The following is a 21,610-nucleotide window of genomic DNA, read 5'->3' on the forward strand; positions in this document are numbered from 1 at the left end:
CCACCGGTCAACCCCGCCGCAATCTTTCACAAGGCCTTCTTATAGGCCGATGCGGCGGGTGTTGGCATACATGTAAGGGGCCCGCCTTGGACTTCATTTCGACTCGCGACCCAGAGCGCACGCCGCACAAGTTCTCAGACATTCTCCTGGGAGGTCTCGCTAACGACGGCGGCCTCTACCTGCCGGTCGAGTACCCACAGGTTGACGATGCCACTTTGACGCGTTGGCGCTCCGTGCTTGTCGACGACGGTTACGCAGCCTTGGCTGCAGAGGTCGTCAGCCTTTTTGTGGACGACATTCCGCTGGAGGATTTGCGCGGTATCTGTGCACGGGCGTACACCTACCCGAAGTTCTCCGATCCGGATATTGTGCCGGTGACGAAGCTGGAAGATCAGCTCTACATCGGTCACTTGTCCATGGGCCCCACAGCGGCATTCAAGGATATGGCGATGCAGCTGCTCGGTGAGTTCTTCGAGTATGAGCTGGCTCGTCGTGGCGAGACCCTGAATATCCTCGGCGCCACCTCTGGTGACACGGGTTCCTCGGCCGAGTACGCAATGCGTGGCCGTGAGGGAATCAACGTGTTCATGCTAACGCCGGCTGGTCGAATGACCGCTTTCCAGCAGGCTCAGATGTTTGGTCTGCAGGATGCCAACATTCACAACGTCGCCCTCGACGGTGTCTTCGATGATTGCCAGGACATCGTTAAGGCTGTCTCCGGCGACTTGGATTACAAGGCCAGCCGCCACATTGGCGCAGTCAACTCCATCAACTGGGCTCGCCTGATGGCTCAGATTGTGTACTACGTCTCCTCGTGGATTCGTGTCACTGGCGGCAACGGTGCTGAGGCCGATAACTCGCAGAAGGTCAGCTTCAGTGTGCCGACCGGCAACTTCGGTGATATCTGCGCTGGTCATATTGCACGTCAGATGGGTGTGCCAATTGACCGCCTGATTGTGGCTACCAATGAAAACGATGTCTTGGATGAGTTCTTCCACACGGGCGGCTACCGCGTGCGCAGCGCTGCGGAGACACAGGCGACCTCTTCCCCATCGATGGATATCTCCCGCGCGTCTAACTTCGAGCGTTTCATCTTCGATCTGCTGGGGCGCGATGCTGAGCGGACTGCAGACCTCTTTGGTGTCAAGGTCAAGGAGGGCGGCTTCTCTCTTACTGCTGATCCAATCTTCCCGGAGGCTTCTGCCAAGTACGGGTTCCTCTCCGGTCGTTCCACCCACGCTGACCGCGTCGAGACCATCAAGGACTGCTGGGAGCGCCTGGAGGTCATGGTCGATCCGCACACCGCTGACGGCATCCACGTCGCCCGCGGCCTGGTAGACCAGGTATCCACCCCAATTGTCTGCCTGGAGACCGCCCTGCCGGTGAAATTCTCCGAGACCATCCTGGAAGCCACCGGCCGCGAGCCGGACTGTCCGGAGCGTTTCGCGGACATCATAAATGCCCCACGCCGCGTTACCGAGCTTCCGAACGATGTCGATGTGGTGAAGAAATTCATCGACGACAACGTGGCTTAAAGCCGATCTAGCTCAACGCCCCCCCATCCGCGCAGCAGCGATGTGGAATAGTGCCCTCTTTTTTAAGGGCAAACGGCATTATCTTGGGCTATAGGGCTGTTATTACCCCCGTGGTTACCTCACAATTGTTCACATGAGTTTCACTCGAGTTAATAGCCGTCCTATGCCCCACGCGCCCGCGTCTTCCCCGCGGGAAGGTTCCCAAAAGACCACAACGGTCTCGCGGGCGCTGGCCGACACACTGGCCCAGCACTGCGACCACTGCTTCGGTCTCATCGGCAATGCGAACTCCCACTTCACGTCAGCCCTTACTGAATCGGGATTCGGCTACTCCTCCGTCCGACACGAATCGGCTGCTGTCGGGGCCGCCGATGCCTTCCACCGCGCAGGCGGAGGGCTTGCTATCGCGACCGCCACTTGTGGCGCAGGATTCACCAATGCGCTAACCACTCTGGCGGAGGCTCGCGTAGCCCGTATCCCGCTTATTTTTGTCGTCGGCACGCACCCGGAACGCCCCCGCCCCTTTGACCTCAATCAGGCGGCGCTCCTCGACGCCCTCGACGTCTGCCATCGCACTGTTACTCCCGAGTCCGCGCTTGACGACGCAAACTTTGCAGTCCAGCACGCACTGAGCTCTCGGCAGCCTGTCGTGCTGCTGCTCCCCTATGACCTCCAAGAAGCACAGATAACGACATCTGCGTCTGAAACACAGTCAGCTAACCAGGAGCATCTACACACCAGCAGACCAGAATGGTTAGAGTCAACTGTCACGTCGCTGGCAGAGGAACTGCAGGCTGCCCGTCGCCCTCTCATTATTGCTGGTAGAGGTGTGCTACTCTCCGATACCGCCGAGCTAGTCCGCCGCATCGGGGACAGTGTAGGGGCACTGTTTATGCACTCAGCGATGGCTCGTCATGTGCTTTCCAGCCCGTGGCAGATCGGCACCGTGGGCGGTTTTGCGCATACGTGGCAGGTAGAACTAGCTCGACAGGCCGATATGGTGCTGTTCCTGGGAGCAAGCTTCAACGCTTTCCAAAACCGTGGCGGCAACATGTTTGCACCGGACGCGAAAATTATCCAGGTTGTAGACGAGCCCCATCCCGCCGCTCAGCCATCGGTGACACCGCTATTGGCTAAGTTGGAGGAACTTCTGCCCGTCCTGGCAGAGCAGCTGGAGAAGCCCCTGGAATCTCGGGCGCAGACAGCCAAAGATAGCGCAATGGGTGAGACGCTGGGATCGTCGTCAAGCACATGGCGTGCGGAGTTGAAGGCACTGCCGACGACAGCGCAGGTCGAGTCGCTGACGTGCGCGGATGGCCGGTTGGATCCGCGGGCGTGCCTGCAGTATCTAAATCGTATCCTGCCCAATGAGCGCGCTGTGTGTAGTGACGGTGGCCATTTCCTGGGATGGGTTCCGAAGTATCTCGATGTACCTGGTCCGCAGCAGCAAGTGATTGTGGGCACGGCGATTCAGTCAATTGGTTTGGGCATGGGCTCGCTTGTCGGCCTCGCGGCGGCACGGCCCGAGGACTATTGCGTGCTAGTCGCCGGTGACGGTGGCGGCACGATGGGTATTGCGGATTTACCTGCGGCGATCGAGCAGCTGCGGTGTGGTCGTGGCGGTTGTGTGGTGTTCATTAACGATGCTGCCTACGGCGCGGAGCTGCACCAGTTTGGCGATGTCGGGTTGGACACCTCGTCCATGGAGATTGCCGACTACAACTTCGCCGCAGTCGGGTGCGCCTATGGCGCTCACGGTTTCAGTGTCGGCAAACCTGAAGACTTTGCCCAGCTCGACGCTTATTTCCATGACGTTTCCAACTCCGATGAGGCTTCCGTTGCCGTAATTGATTTCAAGGTCTCACGGCTGGTGGTTGCGGACTTCGTGAAGGAAGTTCTGGCTAAGGCACAAAGGTAGTTTGCCGCGAGCATGATCGGGTCACCTAGCCCCCCGGTGCGACCCCACTTCAGGCCGGTTAGTTGATGGGGTCTACAATGTGGCGAGTGGTAAAGCAGCGTAACGGTAAAGATCAGATTTCATCAACAGATCAGCCCTCCACCGCGGTGGCAAAGGACCCGCGCGAGCACGTCACTGGCCGCGCGATTGCCGTCTGGCTGGCGGCGCTGATTACCTACATCGTTGCCATCGTCGGCCGCACCTCCATGGGTGTCGCTGGCGTCGAGGCGCTCGATCGCTTCCATATCAACGCCTCCCAACTCGCGCTGTTCACCGCCGTGCAGGTTGGTGTCTACGCCCTGGCGCAGATTCCGACGGGCATCATCATTGACCGCGTCGGCGCCAAGAAAACCATGGTCGTGGGCGCACTGATCATGGCGCTGGGCCAGGTCATCATCGCGTTTACGACATCGTATCCGCTGGCTGTCATCGCTCGTGTATTCATCGGCGCCGGCGATGCCACCGCATTCCTCGGTGCTATGCGCCTGCTTCCCGCATGGTTCCCGCTGCGCGTCACTCCGCTGTTCACACAGCTCACGGCTGGTCTTGGCCAGCTCGGTCAGTTCATCTCTGCTGTCCCATTCCTCGCGATTCTGCACGCCGCAGGGTGGGTACCCGCGTTCCTGTCGCTGAGCACCGCAGGTCTTCTCATCGCCATCGTAGGCATGATCGCGCTTGCCGACGTCCCGGAGAACTCCTCCACAGCGAGGATGTCACTTCGTGAACGCCGCGCCGCCAAAAAGTCCGCGAAGACGGCTGCTGATGGCGGAGCCTCTGCCACAGCCGATGAGAAGCTGACAATCGGACAGACGCTGAAGACTGTGACCACTCACCCGGTGTGCTGGCAGGGTTTCTTCACGCACTGGACTGGTTTGATGCATCAGTGCATCTTCACATTGCTGTGGGGCATGCCTCTGATGATGCTGGGTATGGGGCTTAAGCCCTCCGAGGCCAGTGTCGTGCTGGTCATTAACACGCTGTCAGTAATTATCGCCGGGCCGTTGATGGGCATGGTATCGGCACGCACCGGCCGCGACCGCATCAAGGTTGTTGTCGCAATCGCGTTTATCAACATGGCCGTCTGGATTGTGTTCCTGGCACCGAGCACCCCACCAGCGTACTGGGCAATTATCGTGGTCAACATCCTCATGGCCGGTCTTGGTGCGATGTCCAACTTCGGCTTCGACTCAGTGCGCGAAGAGGTCGATCGCAAGGTACTCGCCACCGGCACTGGGCTGGCGAATATGGGCGGTTTTGTGGCCACCATGCTCGCCGCACAAGGTGTCGGCTTCCTGCTGGATATTGCAGCTCCCGATGGAAACTACACCTGGGAAACCTTCCGCATTGGCTGGTTGGCTGTCGTCGGTGTGTGGGCGATTGGTTTCGTTGGCCTGCTGGTCGCAAAGCGTGCGGCGGCACGCTTTGTCGCCCAGCAGAGCCGTTTTGAGCTGGAACCTACGGAGTAGGAACTACAGGAAGCCGAGAGACAGATTGGTTAGAACAGCGAAAGCTGCTCTGGCCCTTCCAGCCCCTCCGAGTCGTCCGAGTCCTCCGAGTCGTCCGCTTGCTCAGAGGTGTCTGCGTGGCCGCTATCCGCCGTGCGTTCGCTGCCATCGGTCTGAGCACCATGGGAAACGCGCTCACCGGTGTCAGTTTCGGGGGCTGCGTTCTCCGGGGCGTCGTCAAGCGAAGGCGTTGGTTCTACGGCCTCACGCTCATACATTTCCTGCAACTTCTCGGTCTTAGTAATGCGGACTAGCTCGGCGTAGATGACCAGCTTCATAGAACTATTGACCAGTGGCCCCAGCTGGGAAAACAGGACATCAACGTCACCGTCAACCGCGAGGCATGCGCGACGCAGGCTCTCCTCGGAAGTAATCCAGCGGGAGGTTTCCGCGCAGGTTTCGCGGTCACCGATGAAGTCCAGCGCGAGGGCAACCTGATTACTGGCGACGCCATCCAGTGTGGCAGCCAGACGCTCGTTAGGCGCTGCATCCTTGAACAGGCGGGCAATCTGGACTGCCTCCGCCGTCGGCACCTGGCCAGCGGCATACTCAGCGATAAGTTCAGCGATACGCTGAGCTCCGACATGCTGATCAGTCAGCCAAATGTCGTGCAAGGCATACATGATGGCCATGGCCTGCCACGAGGCGTGCCCATGGTAGAGAATGCCCAAGATGCCGGCCTGCTCCAGCAGCCAACCGACCATCGCGTCCCCATCAGCGCCGTTGCGAGCGCAGAGGTTGTCGACATTCCAAGCCATATGCCCTTCGACGCAGCAGCCATAGAACTTCTGGTCTTCCTCCAGCTGCGCGGCCAGCGACACTACTTCACGTGCGGCAAACGGGTAGCCGTAAGCAAGGGTGGCATGCGACAAATCATCGACACCCACCGTCACCCACGGAAACTCACCGTGCCACGGACCGCGACCAACGAGGAAGCCCGCCACGAGATACGCCCAACGGGTCGAGGCATCGGCGTTGTACCAGTACTGCAGTGCACGCGGAGTCGGATGCCCGCTGTCAGCGTGAATTAGTCCCGCGTTGACCAGCATCTCCACAATCCAGGGCGCCGCGAAACCGCTCGCGCCTATTGATGCTGCAAAGTCCTGAATCCACAGCAGGCTCGATTCCTCATACATGTGCAACGGGTCCTTCAGGCGCCCGTCGCCGCTGCCCGCAGCATCCATAAACGCCGAAGCAAACGCCACCGCAGCCACAGAAGCTTCGGTCAACTCCTTTGACTCCAGCGTTGCCGGGAAAGACTCCGTCGGATGCGGCTTACGAATCGACCACATGTCGCCCTTGAGCGCCAACGCTACTGCGCCCACCAGACGGGCAACCTCTGTCGGCCCGTTGTGTGCTTCCGCCTCTTGCTCGAATACCGGCATCGCCGGTTCTTCAACCACAGTCAGCAGCAGACGCTCTTCGGCCCATCGCACCGCGTCGGCACGCAGTTCGGACCACATGTAGGAGGGCAAGTATTTCTCGTCGGTTGCCATCCAACGCAGCTCATTGCGAATATCCACCGGCGCTGTCATCACCAGCGCCCGCACCTTCACCGGATCGCAGAGGAAGCCTGCAACTTGCTCCACCTGGCGAGCCTGCAAATTGCGCACCGTCAAATCGCTGGCGTTCAGAGCTCGCGGTGCGCCCTCTCCGCGCGCGCTATCCGGCTCCAGCCCCATGCGCTCCATACGACGACTCAGCACATCCGCTGGCATATTCGCCACCAAGTCGGCGACGCGGAAGTTGAGGCTCGGTTCCGCCGGGAACACCTCCGAAATATGTGGCGGCACATGCCACACGCCCGCCGGTTCCTCCCACACGAGCCCCTGGCGCTGGCCACGGCGTAGCACATGCTCAAGCTGTTGCTTGCCGACGCGACGACGTTTGCGGTCAACACCCTTCGGCGTATCGTGTGCCATCACGTCCGCATCCGATGCCCAATAGGCCACTTCTGCGAGGGTATCCAGCGATGCGGAATCCTCCAGAATATGAACTAAGTGAGCCACATCGAGAACATCGGGATCACAAAAAGACAGCGCCGTATGCGCTGAATCCTGTGACATCAGCAATTCCACCGCCTCTTGTCCAGCAGCTGAGGTGTCAGCTGCTGGACACGTGCGGCTCAATAAAAAACGCAGGTCAGTGCCATCGAGGTTGAGAATGAAATCCTCATACCTAGGGCGTACCGAGTAATCGACGTTGCGTTCCATAGCCCACCATTATGCCCGGTCGCCGTGCTAAGACAAAGGCTGCACCCCGCTGCCGCATAATGAGCCTCGCAGCAAGGTTCGGCAGACCTCTGCCCGGGCTACTCGTGGTCGGGGTTCTCCTCACCCCAAAACACGCGATTGACGACACGGCTGGAGTGGCGAGTCAGACGCAAATAGTGCTCAATAAAACCGTTGGAATCCGATGCATCCCATCCTGCAGCACCTGCGACCTGAGTCAGCTGACGCCCCGGCTGTGGCAGCTGGTCCGTACGCTTACCACGCGTGAGCACCAGCGCATTACGAGCATTCGTCGCCATCAGCCAGGCATCCCGAAGTGCGTCGGTATCCTCCGCATCTAGAATCTCGCGATTTTTCAGCACTTCCAGACACTCCAGCGTCGAAGTGTTGTGCAACTCCGGCACTTCATGGGCATGCAGCATGATTAGCAGCTGCACAGTCCATTCAATATCGGTCAGTGCGCCGGAACCGAGTTTGGTGTGGGTACGCCGATCAGCGCCGCGCGGCAGTCGCTCCGAATCAACACGCGCCTTCATACGACGGACATCGCGGACCATCTTGGCATCAGCTCCGCCCTGTGGGTACCTCAGCGAATCGATGGCCTTGAGGAAGCGGGTGCCGAGGTCTTTATCGCCGGCAATCCAGGTAGCACGTAGCAGTGCCTGAATCTCCCAGGTTTCACCCCAGCGCTCGTAGTAGGTCACATAGGAATCCAGGGTCCTGACAATCGGGCCCGAGCGTCCTTCTGGACGCAGGTCCACATCGACCTCCAGTGGCGGGTCCTGGCTTGGCTTTGCCAGTCGACGACGCAACGAGTCACAAATCCTGGTTGCCCACTTGACCACCTCGGAATCGTCGACAAGCGGCGTTCCTTCGGTGTCCTTGCGAGGTTCACAGATAAACATCACGTCGGCATCGGAGCCGTAGCCCAGTTCAGCACCGCCAAGTCGCCCCATACCAATCACGGAGATAACGCCCGGAACCTCCGAGTCAGGATGCTCCAGCGACCACGCACGGATTTCGGCGGCGAGGGCAGCTTCGAGCACGTTGTCCCACACCATCGACAGAGAGTGACAGACCTCTTGCACATCCATCAGCCCGAAGAGATCCGCGGAGGCAATGCGCGCGAGCTCTGCACGGCGCAACGCACGTGCCACACCAATGGCCTTAGCTGGACTGTTGTGACGGGCAGCCGCTGCGACCAGCGCACGCCCGACTGCATCGGAGTCGGTATTCAGTAGCTTCGGCCCGGACGCACCGTCGCCGAACCGTTTAATTACGTCCGGCGCACTCATAATCAAATCAGACGCGTAGGGCGAAGAACCGAGCACGCGCATCAGCCGCTGACCGACGATGCCCTCATCGCGCAGCGTTCGCAGAAACCAGGTTTCGTCGTGGAGCTTCTCAGAGAGCTTGCGATAATTGAGCAGACCCGCGTCGGGATCTGGCGTCGAAGATAGCCACTCCATCAGCGTAGGTAGGAGCATCGCCTGAATACGCGATTTGCGCGAGGTGCCTGCCGCCAGCGCAGAAAGATGCTCGTAGGCGCGATCCGGGTACTGATAGCCCAGCGCGGCCAGCTGGCGCTTTGCCGCATCGGCCGATAGCTGCAGGGTTCCAATGTCCTGCTCCACCACGGAGTTCAGCAGTGGACGGTAGAAAAGCTTGTTGTGCAGGGAGCGGATCTGCGAGCTGGCCAGTCGAACCTGCTTGGCCAGCGGTTTGCTGGCATCGGTGCCGCCCTCACCGCCGAGGCCAGAGGCTCGACCGAGCCACTGAAGAGCTTCGGTGTCGTCCTCGGCGGGCAACAAATGCGTCCGTCGCATCTTCTGCAGCTGCAGGCGGTGCTCCAGCAGACGGATGAATTCGTAGGCGTTAATCAGCGCGGCACCGTCTTCGCGACCGATGTAGCCAGCCTCGACAAGTGCATCGAGTGCCATCACAGTTGGCAGCACGCGGAGGCTACCGTCATAGCGACCGTGGACCAACTGCAGCAGCTGCACCGCGAACTCGACATCACGCAGACCACCGCGTCCAAGCTTGAGCTCTCGGTAGCGAAGCTCTTCGGGGACGTTTTGTACCACGCGGGCGCGCATGCGTTGAACGTCGTCGACGAAAGAGTCTCGCTGAGAGGCGGTCCACACCATCGGGGCTAGAGCATCGATGTATTCGCGGCCCAGCTCGACATCGCCTGTCATCGGCCGCGCCTTCAATAACGCTTGGAACTCCCAGGTTTCAGCCCAGCGCTTGTAGTAAGCGACGTGGGAATCCACGGTGCGTACGAGTGCACCCGACTTGCCCTCCGGGCGGAGATTCGCGTCGACCTCAAAGAAGCAGTGGCAAGAAATCCGGATAAATTCGCTGGCTAGACGAGTAGCTCGGGCATCCGCCGGCTCTGCGACGAAAATGACATCCACATCGGAGATGTAGTTCAGCTCTTCCGCACCACACTTACCCATGGCGATTACGGCCAGGCGTGTTGAGACCGGTGCGGAAGGAAAGACCTGTTGAACAGCCACAGACAGTGCAGCCGTCAACGCTGCATCCGCCAAGTCACTGAGTGCCTCCGAGACCTGACGGAATGGGACTTGTGGCTGTCCAGGGCGGCGGGGACCCCGTGGGTACGTACCAGCCAAGTCGTGGCACGCAATACGCATAATCAAGTCGCGGTAGGCGCACTGCATCGCAACTTCGGCCTCACGGCCGGTGAGCTTCGCACGGTACAAACCGGGGCCTTCAAGCGTGGCGGGCGCAACGACCGGCTTGCGGTACTCCGGTTCCTCCTGCTTTTCCAGACTGGCCTCATCAGTGAGTTCGATGACCTCGGGCACAGCCCCAACGCTGGAGAGCATCTCGCGGAACATGTCTGCCTCAGTGGGAAGCTCAGCTTGGAGCAGAATCCACTTTTCTGGGTGCGCAACCAGGTGATCGCCCAGTGCACTCGATCCCCCGAGCAGCGCAAACATACGCGTACGCAGCGGAACCTGCTCACGCATGGCCTCATCGAGGCCAGACCAGGTGGCCCAGTTCTCCAGCTTTCCATCCTGCTCCAGCTCGTCGAGAGCGCCTTTGAGCCGCACTAGTGCCACGAGCGCCAGCTTGGGGTCGCTGGCTCCGGCAAGCCCCCACAACAGCTGTAGGGACTCCTCGTTGTACCACCCCAAATCTTCCAGGTCAGCGCGCGTCCGATCGTCGTTACGCAAGCCCAGCGCTGCGGGCCGCGGCACTGACTGGCGGGATGTGCGAGGTCGATTCATCACCATTGAAACTGGTCACCCAAAAACTAAAGACGAAAAAGGTAGGTAGCGGTTCGGGAAAATTAGTAATCCAGGGTTGTGCGCAGCTCCCACTGCGTCACCTGACGCTGGAACTCGCGCCACTCGCGCCACTTATTGAGTAGGAAGAACTCGTAGACATGGTCACCGAGAGCATCGGCCACCAAATCGGAGCGTTCCATCTCCTGCAGCGCCACCTCCAGGGACGTCGGCAAATCGCGGTAGCCCATCGCACGGCGTTCCCGCTTGGTCAGCTCCGAGATGTTGTCCTCTGCCTGCTCCGGCAGCTGGTAGCCCTCCTTAATTCCCTTCAAACCGGCGGCCAAAATTACCGAGTACGCAAGATATGGGTTACATGCGGAGTCCAGGGAACGAATTTCCACCCGGCGCGAGTGCGCCTTGCCCGGCGAGTACATGGGAACACGCACAAGAGCCGAGCGGTTGGCCATGCCCCAGGTCGCAGACGTCGGAGCTTCATCACCAAAGACCGTGCGCTTGTAGGAGTTGACCCACTGATTGGTCACAGCGGAGATTTCGCTGGCATGAGTCAGAATGCCAGCAATGAAGCCCTTTGCGGTGTCGGAGAGCTGATTTTCATCATCCGGATCGTGGAATGCATTTGTGTCCCCTTCGAAGAGGGAAATATGCGTGTGCATGCCATTGCCCGGCAAGTCCTGAAAAGGTTTCGGCATGAATGTCGCCTGCACACCATTTTTCATTGCAATCTGCTTAATGATGTAGCGGAAAGACATCACGTTATCCGCCATAGTCAGCGGATCGGCGTAGCGCAGATCGATTTCCTGCTGGCCCGGCGCGTTTTCGTGATGGGAGAACTCCACGGGGATTCCCATGTCTTCCAACACCGTGATCGCTTCTTGGCGAAAGCGGGGAGCGCGGTCGTAGACCGCCTGGTCAAAGTAACCGCCATTGTCGTTGGCACCGGCGGCTTTCCGTCAGTAGCCAGGCTCTCTACTAGGAAAAACTCAATCTCCGGGTGGATGAACGCGTGGAAGCCCTCGTCGGCAAGCGCCTTAATTTGGCGGCGCAGCACCTGGCGTGGATCTGCCCACGACGGCTGACCATCGGGCATGACAATGTCGCAGAACATGCGCGCGGACGTGATTGTGTCTTCTTTGTGCAGGCGTGGCATGACCTGGAACGTCGAAGGATCCGGTTGCGCAATGGTGTCAGCCTCGGAGACGCGGGAAAAGCCCTCTACCGCGGAGCCATCGAAACCGATGCCCTCTTCGAAGGACCCCTCAAGCTCAGCCGGAGCGACGGCAACGGACTTCAGATACCCCAAAATATCAGTAAACCAGAGGCGGATATAGCGGATATCTTGCTCTTCGATTGCGCGGAGGACGAATTCCCGCTGACTGTTCATACTTTCCAACGTTACCCAGGTGCCCGGATTCGCGGTACGCATTTTGACCATTCGGCGTGGCTAGCCAACTGCCCCACCCGCGTCATAACTGCTGCCCTCGTGGTCTCGGATTGCGTGTGACTATGGCATGCTCTATTGGCATGAGCGGAAAAAAGATTCGTCTGAATAATCTGGCCGAATGGAAGGCTGAGTCTCGCCCCTGGGCAATGCTGACTTGCTACGACTACTCCACCGCGCGCGCTTTTTCCGCCGCCGGTGTCGAGCTGCTACTGGTCGGCGACTCTGCAGCAAACGTCGTCTACGGCTACGACACCACCACCGAGATCACGCTGGAAGAAATGATTCCGCTTGCTCGCGGTGTCGTCCGAGGCGCTGGCAACGCACTTGTGGTTGCCGATTTACCCTTCGGCACTTACGAGGCCTCCGATGAGCAGGCCGTGCTGTCCGCCGCGAAGATGATGCGCGAAACCGGCGCACACATGATCAAGATCGAAGGTGGCGTGCGCATCGCTCCGCGCATCCGTGCGCTGGTCAACGCCGGCATTCCGGTTATGGCACACATCGGTTTCACTCCGCAGTCCGTCAACGCGCTGTCCGGCTTCAAGGTACAGGGACGCGGTGCGGGGGCGGAACAGCTACGTGCCGACGCCCACGCGGTAGCCGATGCTGGTGCCTCGGCCGTGGTCCTGGAAATGGTGCCTGCAGATTTGGCCACTGAGATTACCCGTGATCTATCCATCCCAACCTGTGGCATTGGCGCTGGTAACCAGTGCGATGGCCAGGTTCTCGTCTGGCAAGATGCCTTTGCAGTTCCGGCCGATGGCCGCAGGCCGTCGTTTAGTTCGGTGTTCGAAGAGGTCGGCGAGATGCTGACCAAGGGAGCTAAGCAGTATGTCGACCAGGTGCACTCCCGCGAGTTCCCAACTGAGGCACAGAACTTCTCGGGTTAACCGCCCTGGGGTGAGCCGATTTTTTGGACTGGGCTTTCGTCTAAAGGCCCCGCCCAGCCCCCGTCTACGTCTAAGGGCACCGCCCAGTCCAGGCAATCAAATACGAAAACCAGACATCCGTAACTTAAGGGTTCTTCGATTCGGGGGTAGAATTGGTGCTTATGGCATCTAAGTCTGGTTCTAAGTCCAAAACTCCAACTGCGGCGTTGGAGGTGGAATCTAAGTTCTCAGCTACCCCAGAGGTGGTAGCCCCATCGTTCGATTTCGTTCCACAGGTTGGCTCCACCACCACTGAGGTGCAAAATCTCTCCGCGATTTATCTGGACACGGCGGACCTGCGTCTGACCCGTTCCAAGCACACCCTGCGTCGCCGCACCGGCGGCCCCGATGAGGGTTGGCATCTGAAGGCGCCGGGCAACGGCGGTCGCCTCGAATATGGCGTTGACCTGGAAGAGGGCTCTGTTAACGGTGAAGGCCGCGACGCCGACTACGTCGTGCCCACCGAGTTGCTTGCCCCTGTCCGCGCAATTGTGCGCAATCACCCGCTGCAACCAATCGCGCAGGTAGACAATGAGCGCCACGTCACCACGGTGTTTGCCCTCGATGGCACTCCCATGGCGGAGTTCGCGGATGACCACGTCACGGCGACTTCCTTCCTCGACGGCGGAGAAACCACCACCTGGCGCGAGTGGGAGATTGAGCTTCTGGGGGATTGGGCAGATCACCCGGACGGCAAGGCTGTAATGGCAGCGATGTCCAAGGTCGCTGAGGTGGCTGGTGCCGTGCCGTCGGAAAGCCCGTCGAAGTTGGCGACGGCGTTGGGTGACTCCATCGATTCTGCTCCCCTGCCGCCGACTCCAGCGAAGCTGCCGAAGGGCACGCCGGGGCGCACCGTGGTCGATGCGCTGGCCGCTAACGTGGCCAAGATGGTCGAGTACGACCCGAAGGTACGCCGCGATGAATTTGACTCGGTGCATCAGATGCGCGTCGCCACTCGTGAGCTGCGCAGTCACATGCAGACCTTCCACGGCATTGTCGTGGGCGATAAGGTCGCTGAGCTGGAGAGCAACCTCAAGCAGCTGGCGGGTGTTCTCGGTGTGGCCCGTGACGCAGAGGTCGTTGCTATGCGCTGGGAGGAGCTGCTGGCCAATCGCGAAAGCGCCGCTTTAGGCGAGGAGCTGCGTGCGAATCTCGTCGAGGATGTCCAGAAGGACTACGACCGCGCTCATCAGCGAGTCATTTTCGCACTCAATTCCAGCGAGTACCTGCAACTTCTCGACGATCTCGATGAGTTCCTCGCCAACCCGCCAATCGCCGCAAACTCGGAAGAGGCCGAGGCTGGGGAAAAGAAGTCCAAGAAGAAGGATGATTCGCTTGTCGACGACGCGGAGGCCGCAGCCTCCGAGGATGCTTCGGCAGCTGACTCCGAGGTCGCGGCTGAGACTGATACTGCTGCTGCCGCCGATGCAGCTGCTTCCACGACCTCAGACAAGGCCGAGCCGGAGAAGGTAAAGGCACCGAAGGAACTCGACACCACTGCGGTGCTGCTCGATCACTTGCGCAGCGCGTTTTCGAAGTTCCGTCGTCGCCACAACCTGGTACTCGATGGCCGAGAGGATGCTGACCTTCCAGAGGCAGATTTGGACGAGCGCTACCACGATGTCCGCAAAGCTGCGAAGAAGCTCCGCTACAGCGCGGAAGCTGCTCAGAACGCGGACCTGTCGACCGAGAAGCTCTACGCTGCCTGCAAGAACCTGCAGTCGGTTCTCGGTGACTTCCAGGACACCTGTACTGCGCGTGACTTCGTGTTGGCTCGCGCTAAGCGTGCCTCCCGTGCGGGCAGGGACGCCTTCGGCTACGGCGTGCTTTACCAGATGGAGTACTACGACGGCCTGAAGGCCCTGGCTGAGTACGACGATGCCGTGGCAAAGGTTTTCAAGGCCTTCCGTAAGATGGAAAAGAAGATTAAGAAGGGCAAGAAGGCCTAAACGCGTAGAGCCTTATTTCTCAGCTACGCCCCAGTCATCATCTTCTTCATCCCAGTCGTCGGCCGCCTTGTTGCGCTCGGCGACTTTTTCCATGGCAGCGCGGGCTTCCTCTTCGGAATCATAAGGGCCCATTCGGTCGTCCCAACCGGTTTTCTTCCCCTGAAACACCGTGCCTGTCGATGGCTGGTAGTACCACTTACTGCTGTTGTCGCTCACGATTCTTCTCCTCTTCCACATCGAAAACATGTCGAGTTATCAAGCGGTTGTGCCACCGCTAACTCCGCCCATAAGCAAGCTTGCAGAAAGGCAATCCTTTGCCTGCCATGTGCGCTGCGGCGACATAAAATCCCAGTATATAGGTTTGTCACTGTCCCCCGAGCCGGGTATTATCGACGGAATTGTTCACCTTAGAACACAAGCGCTGAATCCGAGCGCTGAATACAAACACTGCACACAAGCACTATGAGTCCGATCTCTGGAGAGGTTTCACCCATGCCCGCCGCACCCGCTGTCGTAAACGACGTCTTCGATGCCGTCGGTTCTAATGCTTCAGTTGCATACGCCCCGGGTTCCATCAACCTGTTGGGTGAGGACTGCGCGTCCTCCGGCGGCATGCTCCTAACCACCGCCATTCCAGCTTATGCCGCGGTCGGTATTGAAGAGATCGACGAGCAGCAGCTCATTGTCGTGTACAAGCGCGAAACTACCAAGATGGATTTCCCGGACAGCGTCCCCGCCGCTTTTTCGCAGGTGCCGACCGCTGTCGCGGCTACCATCGTCGCATTGCAGCACTCGCTGCACCTCGTTCCGCGCAACAGCAATGGCCTGAAGGTCACCATTGCCTCCACTATCGCGCCAGGTCGCGGTTTTGGAGAGATTCCGGCAATTCAGTGTGCACTCGCGCTGGCTCTCAATGCGCGTTTTGGCGACCGTGATGATGTACCTACCCGCACGCGTATTGCCACCGCTATCCACGAGACCATGGTGCAGGTAAAGGGCCAGTCGTGGCCGCTGTACCCCTACACCACGGCACTGCGCAGCCGCCCGGACAGTCTACTGTGCATCAACCACTCCGACGAGGCAGTCACGCAGACGGCGTTGCCACAGTCGTTGGCGCTGACTATCGCTTACTCCCCGGATGTCACCGGCGGTTCGCCAGACGAAGAGCGCTACGAGTTCTTCCAGCAAGCCTGCGCTGCTTTCGGCGTGCCGACTCTCGCTAGCCTCCCCGACGCACAGGAGCGGGTCGCGGACTGGGTACGCGCTCGTCACGAGGTGCACCCGGACGACGAAAACATCCCCACCATCGGCCGCGCCATCCAGTGGCTTGACGATGCCGACGCATCCTCCGACCGCGCCCGCGCAGTCATCGGTCACATCCGGCACAGCGATATTCAAGCAGCCATCGCAGGGGTTTCGCGCGATGTCAGTGAGCGTGGCTCCGCGCCGTCGGCAAGCTCTGTACTGGGGCAGATTGCCGAGCTGACCGACACCATCGACTGTGAGAAGATTGCCCGTTGCGCGCCGTGCCCGGGCGCGTCGCTGGTGATGTGGTCCCACGTCGACGACGCCGATCGGATTGCCTCCGCGCTTAACGACGGCGGTTCCGAGACCATCCGCGTGGAGAACACTTCGGCCGGCGCGGTGGTCGAGTAAAAAAGCTTGTGTGAACGAGTCGGCCTATGAGCCGGATTCTGTCCCTCGGCGCTCCTTTCGGAAAGCGCCGGGTGGCGATCATCCATCTCGGTCTGCCATTGCTGACAGCCTGAAGCAGCACACCCGCGAGTATCGGACGGGCAGCCCTCAAACACTCGCGCACACGCACGACGAAGCATGCGCGATTTTGCCTTGCTCCTGGTGGGGTTTACCTAGCCGGTGCAATCACTTGCCCCGCTGGTGCGCTCTTACCGCACCTTTTCACCCTCACCGGATCTCCACAGCTTTACGTCAAAGACATCGGCTGTGCGCCCGGCGGTCTATTTTCTGTGGCACTATTCCCGCAGGTCACCCTGGGTTGCTGTTAGCAACCACCATGCCCAGTGGAGTCCGGACTTTCCTCGACAGCGGCCTGGACACACTCTGTAAAAGAGGCGTCCGGTTCCGTTAACTGCCGCGATCACCCGGCCGGCTCGCTCGAATGGTTAGTGTACCCGCCACAACCGCAATTCAAATAACCCGCCGTACCGGGCTGCTAACCACGCAGGTAGCTGGTGTCGTTAATCAGCCGCACTGATGTCGGCCCATCTGCGTAGAACTCCGCGATGGAGAGGCTGGCCAGGTCCAGGTGCAGGCGGGTGAAGATTTCAAAGCCACAGCCGAGCCCCTGGCGCAGCAACGACTTGATTGGCGTGACATGGCTGACTACCAGCACATCAGAGGCACCGAATTGTTGAGCGATGCGCTCACGCGCGGCGCCCACTCGGCTATCGACCGAGCGGAAATCCTCCCCCTCCGGCGGCGCCACGGTCGGGTCCGCGAGCCAAGAACTGTGCAGCTCAGGGGTGGAGTTGTGCGCCTCGGAGAAAGTCATGCCCTCCCACTGCCCGAAGTCGGTCTCCCGCAGGTCCTCGTCAACGTGGATATCCAGGCCGAGCGCATTTGCTGCCGCCTCTGCGGTCTGCTGTGCACGACGCTGTGGAGAGGCCACAATGGCAGAGAAATTCATGTTGCCGCTATCGACCAGCTCTACGAGGTGCCGTGCCGCCGCTGCCGCTTGCTGCCTGCCGACCTCCGTCAGGTCGGGGTTCGAACGACTTCCCGAGTACTCCCGGCGAATCGACATCGGCGACTGCCCATGGCGCAGCAGCACCAGCCGCGTGGGGTCCGTGGTCGCACCCGTCCAGCCCGGCGCGCTATCGCGCTTGTCTGCAGCCTGGCTCATTTACTTGCCTTTCACTGCTCCCAGCGTTTCCGCACGCACGATCATCGCGCCACGTTCAGGACAGAACGTCACTTCTTCCGGCGCGAGCGTGGTGAATTCATGCACGGTTCCGACATCGAGCTCCATGAAGCAGGAACCGCAGGTGCGCCCGTTCAGGCGTGCAACAGGGATGCCGTTAGCAAGCGCTAGACGACGGTAAAGCTTGGCTGCCGAACCATCAATGAGTTTGTCAGCCTCTTCGATTCGGGTCTCAGCGATGGAAATGCGCGCAATGAGGTCAACCTCGGCGTCGTTAAGCCTTTGCTTGGCGGCGACGATGTCATCGTGCGCCTCGTCGGCGTCGTATTCGTGCTCAGCGTCGACCTGATAGGCCTCCTGCATGCGCTCGTACTGCTGGAGTTCCTGTTCAGCGCGCTCGCGGCGGCGCTCGGTGGAGCGCAGGTCGTGTTCGAGGTCACGGCGCGTGGATGCGTCTTCTGTGGCACCGAGCGACAGACGGTCTGCCTTTTCGCGAGCCTTCAGCTTGTTGATGTCCGATTCCAGCTTGGCAATATCGCGGCCAATATCGGAGGCGCTGAGCTTGGAGCGCGCTGCCTCACTGGCCTGACGGCTGTGCTTTTTGCGCAGCTCCTGCAACTCGGCACGCTCGGGCAGAACGTTCTGGCGGGCGGTGAGCCCATCCAACAGAGTTTGGTTTTCCGCCTTTTCCAACATCGCCACTTGGATTTGTGGACTAAGCCTCATGGTCTTCACTTCCTTGCCTGTGTCGACGATTCTGCCACTGTCCAGGGATCGGTGCGCACCTCAAGGACCTCGGTCGCGACCCCGAGCCTCTCGGCCAGCATGTCTGCGGCCTGGTAGCACCAGGGGAACTCGCTGGCCCAGTGGGCCGTATCCACGACGCAGAAGTCCGCGGTCCGCAGCGTCTCATCTACAGGATGATGCCGCAGGTCCGAGGTAACAAAAGCATCGACGCCCATCTTCGCCACAGTGTCCAGGAAAGAGTCGCCCGAACCAGATGCAACGGCAACCGTACGAATCATCCGCTCCGGATCGCCTGCGCCGCGCACGCCCCATGCCGTTGCAGGCAGACGCTCAGCCACACGCGCAACGAAGTCCTTAAATGGCATCGGCGTATCTAGCGTGCCCACTCGCCCAATGCCCACAGCCTGCTGCGGGTCCGGACCGGTGGCCTGATTGTCCACGATGTCGAATGCCGGTTCCTCATACGGATGCACTGCAACGAGAGCCTTAACAATCGCCGCGCGCATGGACCGTGGTGCGACCATCTCCAGGCGCACTTCCTCGACATACTCGACCTGCCCCTCGGCGCCGATGAAGGGATTTGCCCCGCTCAGCGGGCGGAACTGGCCGCGGCCGTTAATGCGAAACGCACAGCTGTCGTAGTCGCCGATAGTGCCCGCGCCCGCCTCAAACATGGCTTGCGCGACCTTATCGACGTGATCTGCCGGAACCTTCACCGTCCAGGTATCCAAGCCGGGAGCCGGCTGCGGAGCTAGCGGCGCACCCGGTTCGACTCCGAGCATCGTGGCCAACTGGTCATTGACACCCGGTCGTGCGCTGTCAGCGTTAGTGTGCGCTGCAAAGAGAGCTACACCTGCCCGAATCAGCTTATGAATAATCCGACCCTTCGGTGTATCCGCCGCCACGGAATTCACACCGCGCAGAAGCAGCGGATGGTGCACAACGAGCATCTGAGCACCGGAGGCAATCGCGCGATCTGCGACCTCGTCAGTGCAGTCCAGCGCCAACGCGATGCGACGCACCTCATCCTGCGGGTCACCGCAAATCAGGCCAACTTTATCCCAGCTCTCCGCCAGTGCCGGCGGGTAGGCCGCGTCCATCGCCGTACGCACGTCGGCAACGGTCACCACCGAGTTATTGCCCTCGGCACGGGTCTGCGCAGAGTCCGTCATACATCCATCCCTTCAACATGCATTTCTCTCCAGCTTCTCTTCCAGCGTAGTGAACTCCGCCCCACCGCATCAGTTCTGCGACAGCAAATCCGCTACTTCCGCAACAAGCCGCCGCACACTCGCGTCATCCCGCACGGCCAGCCGCCACCACGAACCGTCCAGGCCGGCAAAGGTGTCGCAACGCCGCACGGCTACTCCGCGCGCAGCGAGCCGCTGTCTCAGACGCTCATGCTTGACGACGTCAACCTCCGCAGCACCCTGCCCATCGTGAGAACTCCGGTCACCTCCCGGACGCGCCAGGACAAAGGGAGCCTCGGAATCCAACACTTGCCAGCCGACGGCCACTAGCAGCTGGGTCATAGACTCGCGCTGCTGACGAATCTCGGCACGAATTTCTGATAGCAGCTCTTCCTCACGACGCGCGATTTCCGCCATAGCGGTAAGTTGCAACGTGCCCAGCGGCCAGTGCGGACGCCGTCGCGCCAGCTGTGCCAGGAGCTCCGGGTGACCGAGTGCGTAACCGCAGCGCAGACCTGCGATTGCCCAGGTCTTAGTCATACTGCGGAAAACGATGACATTATCGGGGATTCTGTTCGCTTCCCCCGGCCTGCAATCGGCTAGCGAGCACCGCCGAATAATCTCGCCATCGGCGACGTCCATAAACGCCTCATCCACGACCAGGATTCCACAACGGCTGGCGAGCCCCCGCAGGTCATTCGCTGAATGAGCAACGCCGGTGGGGTTGGTCGGATTGCCGATGATGACCATCCGGCCTTCAAGCTGCTGGGAATGCGGGAAGGATGCGTTCTCGTGGACGTCGGCAAGCGTAGGCATGAGCGTGTACGGCGACGGCAGTACCAGCGAATCCACCTCGACTCCTGCGGCGAGGAAGGCGGCTTCGGGTTCGGTGAACTGCGGCTGGACGATTGTGGCGGGCAAGCCCAAGTGAGGCAAGAGCGAGAAGCCCTCGGCGACGCCGTGGAGAAGCAGTACCTCGTCGGCGCTGCGATTGTGGTTGGCGGCGATGGCGGCGCGGACGTCGGCATCGAGCTGCGCCGACGGATACGCGGCAAGTTCTCCGAGGGACGTGGCCAGCGAGTGCTGTAGCCACTGCGGTGTGGTGCCGTGGACATTGACGGCAAAGTCCAGGTCAGCGCCATGGGCGGCCTGGTCGCCATGATAGCGCAGCGGGTCGTCTAACATGCCATCCAGCCTAATGACCTTTTAGGATGAACAATATGTCCACTGGCCATCGCCCCACTGTCCTTATTGATGTCGACGGCACCATCGCCGATTCTCTCCCCGCAATCGCACATGGATTTCGCCTTGCATTGGAGGAAATTGACCGCCCACTTCGGCCTGAGAGCTTTATCAACACGATTCCCGGGCCGCCAATGGTGGAAACACTCGCATCTCTCGGGCTTTCCGACGAACAGGTCGACCGAGCCTTCGCTGTGTATATGGAGCATCAACACGCCGGTGCTTGGCAGCGTGCCGAGATGTTCCCCGGCTGGCCGGAGCTCCTGCGCGATTGGCGGGCAGCAGGGGTACAGCTAGCCACTGCGACTTCCAAGGGCGAGTACTTCGCCTGCAAGACCCTGGACAATTTCGGACTTCTCGACGCCTTTGACTTCATCGGCGCCGCCAGCGACGACGGCTCACGGCAGACAAAGACTGAGGTCATTGAGTACACGCTCAAGGAGTTGGGCATTGAACCCGATGAAGCAGTGCGCCCGCGTGGTTCGGTCGTAATGGTCGGCGATCGCATCCATGATTTTGAGGGCGCAGCACAGTTCGGCATCCCCGCCATCGCTGTTAAATGGGGCTACGGCTCAGAATCTGAGTGGGCATCGGCAGCGGCGGTGGCGTCGTCGCCTGGGGACCTGAATCGTGTTGTGCGGGAAATGCTGTATCTTTAAGACTCGTCAACGATTAGTGACAATCCTATTTTTATTTTCCGAGAAGTT

13 protein-coding genes, 1 other RNA gene and 2 pseudogenes are annotated in these 21,610 nt (G+C 60.3%); 7 read left to right on the forward strand and 9 right to left on the reverse strand.

From position 1 onward, the window contains the following. Positions 1-86 precede the first annotated feature (86 nt). The 3 genes from thrC (at position 87) to HMPREF3011_RS02340 (ending at position 4,958) form a co-directional block, all read left to right on the forward strand. Entirely contained in the window at positions 87-1,535 is a 1,449-nt protein-coding gene (gene thrC / locus HMPREF3011_RS02330) for a threonine synthase (RefSeq protein WP_038625932.1), read from the forward strand. Between the two features lie 133 nt (positions 1,536-1,668). After that, the gene (locus HMPREF3011_RS02335) at positions 1,669-3,453 is read left to right on the forward strand and encodes a thiamine pyrophosphate-binding protein (RefSeq protein ID WP_224786586.1); all 1,785 of its coding nucleotides are present in this window, start codon (positions 1,669-1,671) and stop codon (positions 3,451-3,453) included. Positions 3,454-3,530: 77 nt separating this feature from the next. Beyond that, a complete protein-coding gene (locus tag HMPREF3011_RS02340; RefSeq protein WP_052155536.1) occupies positions 3,531-4,958 on the forward strand; it encodes an MFS transporter in 1,428 nt (475 codons plus the stop codon). Positions 4,959-4,987: 29 nt separating this feature from the next. On the opposite strand, the gene HMPREF3011_RS02345 is transcribed toward HMPREF3011_RS02340, so the two are convergent. The 3 genes and pseudogenes from HMPREF3011_RS02345 to HMPREF3011_RS02355 form a co-directional block, all read right to left on the reverse strand. After that, positions 4,988-7,210, reverse strand: coding sequence for a hypothetical protein (locus HMPREF3011_RS02345; protein ID WP_070841092.1), 2,223 nt, complete (start codon positions 7,208-7,210; stop codon positions 4,988-4,990). Positions 7,211-7,308: 98 nt separating this feature from the next. Beyond that, the gene (locus HMPREF3011_RS02350; RefSeq protein WP_070841093.1) at positions 7,309-10,491 is read right to left on the reverse strand and encodes a bifunctional [glutamine synthetase] adenylyltransferase/[glutamine synthetase]-adenylyl-L-tyrosine phosphorylase; all 3,183 of its coding nucleotides are present in this window, start codon (positions 10,489-10,491) and stop codon (positions 7,309-7,311) included. A 56-nt stretch (positions 10,492-10,547) separates the two neighbouring features. Beyond that, positions 10,548-11,887: pseudogene (locus HMPREF3011_RS02355) on the reverse strand (glutamine synthetase family protein). A 140-nt stretch (positions 11,888-12,027) separates the two neighbouring features. Here HMPREF3011_RS02355 and panB point away from each other — a divergent pair. Both panB and HMPREF3011_RS02365 read left to right on the forward strand, forming a co-directional pair. Continuing rightward, complete coding sequence (gene panB, locus HMPREF3011_RS02360) at positions 12,028-12,837, forward strand: 3-methyl-2-oxobutanoate hydroxymethyltransferase (protein WP_224786587.1); 810 nt, start codon at positions 12,028-12,030, stop codon at positions 12,835-12,837. A 161-nt stretch (positions 12,838-12,998) separates the two neighbouring features. After that, a complete protein-coding gene (locus tag HMPREF3011_RS02365) occupies positions 12,999-14,825 on the forward strand; it encodes a CYTH and CHAD domain-containing protein (protein ID WP_070841094.1) in 1,827 nt (608 codons plus the stop codon). Between the two features lie 12 nt (positions 14,826-14,837). On the opposite strand, the gene HMPREF3011_RS02370 is transcribed toward HMPREF3011_RS02365, so the two are convergent. Then, positions 14,838-15,041 (reverse strand): SPOR domain-containing protein, encoded by a 204-nt coding sequence (locus HMPREF3011_RS02370; protein WP_016423068.1) that lies wholly within the window; start codon positions 15,039-15,041, stop codon positions 14,838-14,840. A gap of 276 nt (positions 15,042-15,317) precedes the next feature. Between HMPREF3011_RS02370 and HMPREF3011_RS02375 the strand changes: the two genes are divergently transcribed. Beyond that, entirely contained in the window at positions 15,318-16,481 is a 1,164-nt protein-coding gene (locus HMPREF3011_RS02375; RefSeq protein WP_038625952.1) for a galactokinase family protein, read from the forward strand. An 11-nt stretch (positions 16,482-16,492) separates the two neighbouring features. Here HMPREF3011_RS02375 and rnpB read toward each other — a convergent pair. The 5 genes and pseudogenes from rnpB to cobC form a co-directional block, all read right to left on the reverse strand. Then, an RNA gene (rnpB, locus tag HMPREF3011_RS02380) (RNase P RNA component class A) lies at positions 16,493-16,957 on the reverse strand. 59 nt (positions 16,958-17,016) lie between these two features. After that, positions 17,017-17,682: pseudogene (locus tag HMPREF3011_RS02385) on the reverse strand (histidine phosphatase family protein); the annotation flags it as partial. 24 nt (positions 17,683-17,706) lie between these two features. Then, a complete protein-coding gene (locus HMPREF3011_RS02390) occupies positions 17,707-18,450 on the reverse strand; it encodes a zinc ribbon domain-containing protein (RefSeq protein ID WP_070841173.1) in 744 nt (247 codons plus the stop codon). 5 nt (positions 18,451-18,455) lie between these two features. After that, positions 18,456-19,643, reverse strand: a complete 1,188-nt coding sequence (locus tag HMPREF3011_RS02395) for a Nif3-like dinuclear metal center hexameric protein (protein ID WP_070841095.1) — start codon at positions 19,641-19,643, stop codon at positions 18,456-18,458. Positions 19,644-19,712: 69 nt separating this feature from the next. Next, positions 19,713-20,846, reverse strand: coding sequence for an aminotransferase class I/II-fold pyridoxal phosphate-dependent enzyme (gene cobC, locus HMPREF3011_RS02400; protein ID WP_070841096.1), 1,134 nt, complete (start codon positions 20,844-20,846; stop codon positions 19,713-19,715). A 35-nt stretch (positions 20,847-20,881) separates the two neighbouring features. Here cobC and HMPREF3011_RS02405 point away from each other — a divergent pair, with 35 nt between their 5' ends. Next, positions 20,882-21,562, forward strand: a complete 681-nt coding sequence (locus tag HMPREF3011_RS02405; RefSeq protein ID WP_070841097.1) for an HAD hydrolase-like protein — start codon at positions 20,882-20,884, stop codon at positions 21,560-21,562. Positions 21,563-21,610: the final 48 nt, after the last annotated feature.

The organism is Corynebacterium sp. HMSC074C04 (genome assembly GCF_001838295.1).
GTDB classification, from domain to species: Bacteria; Actinomycetota; Actinomycetes; order Mycobacteriales; family Mycobacteriaceae; genus Corynebacterium; species Corynebacterium amycolatum.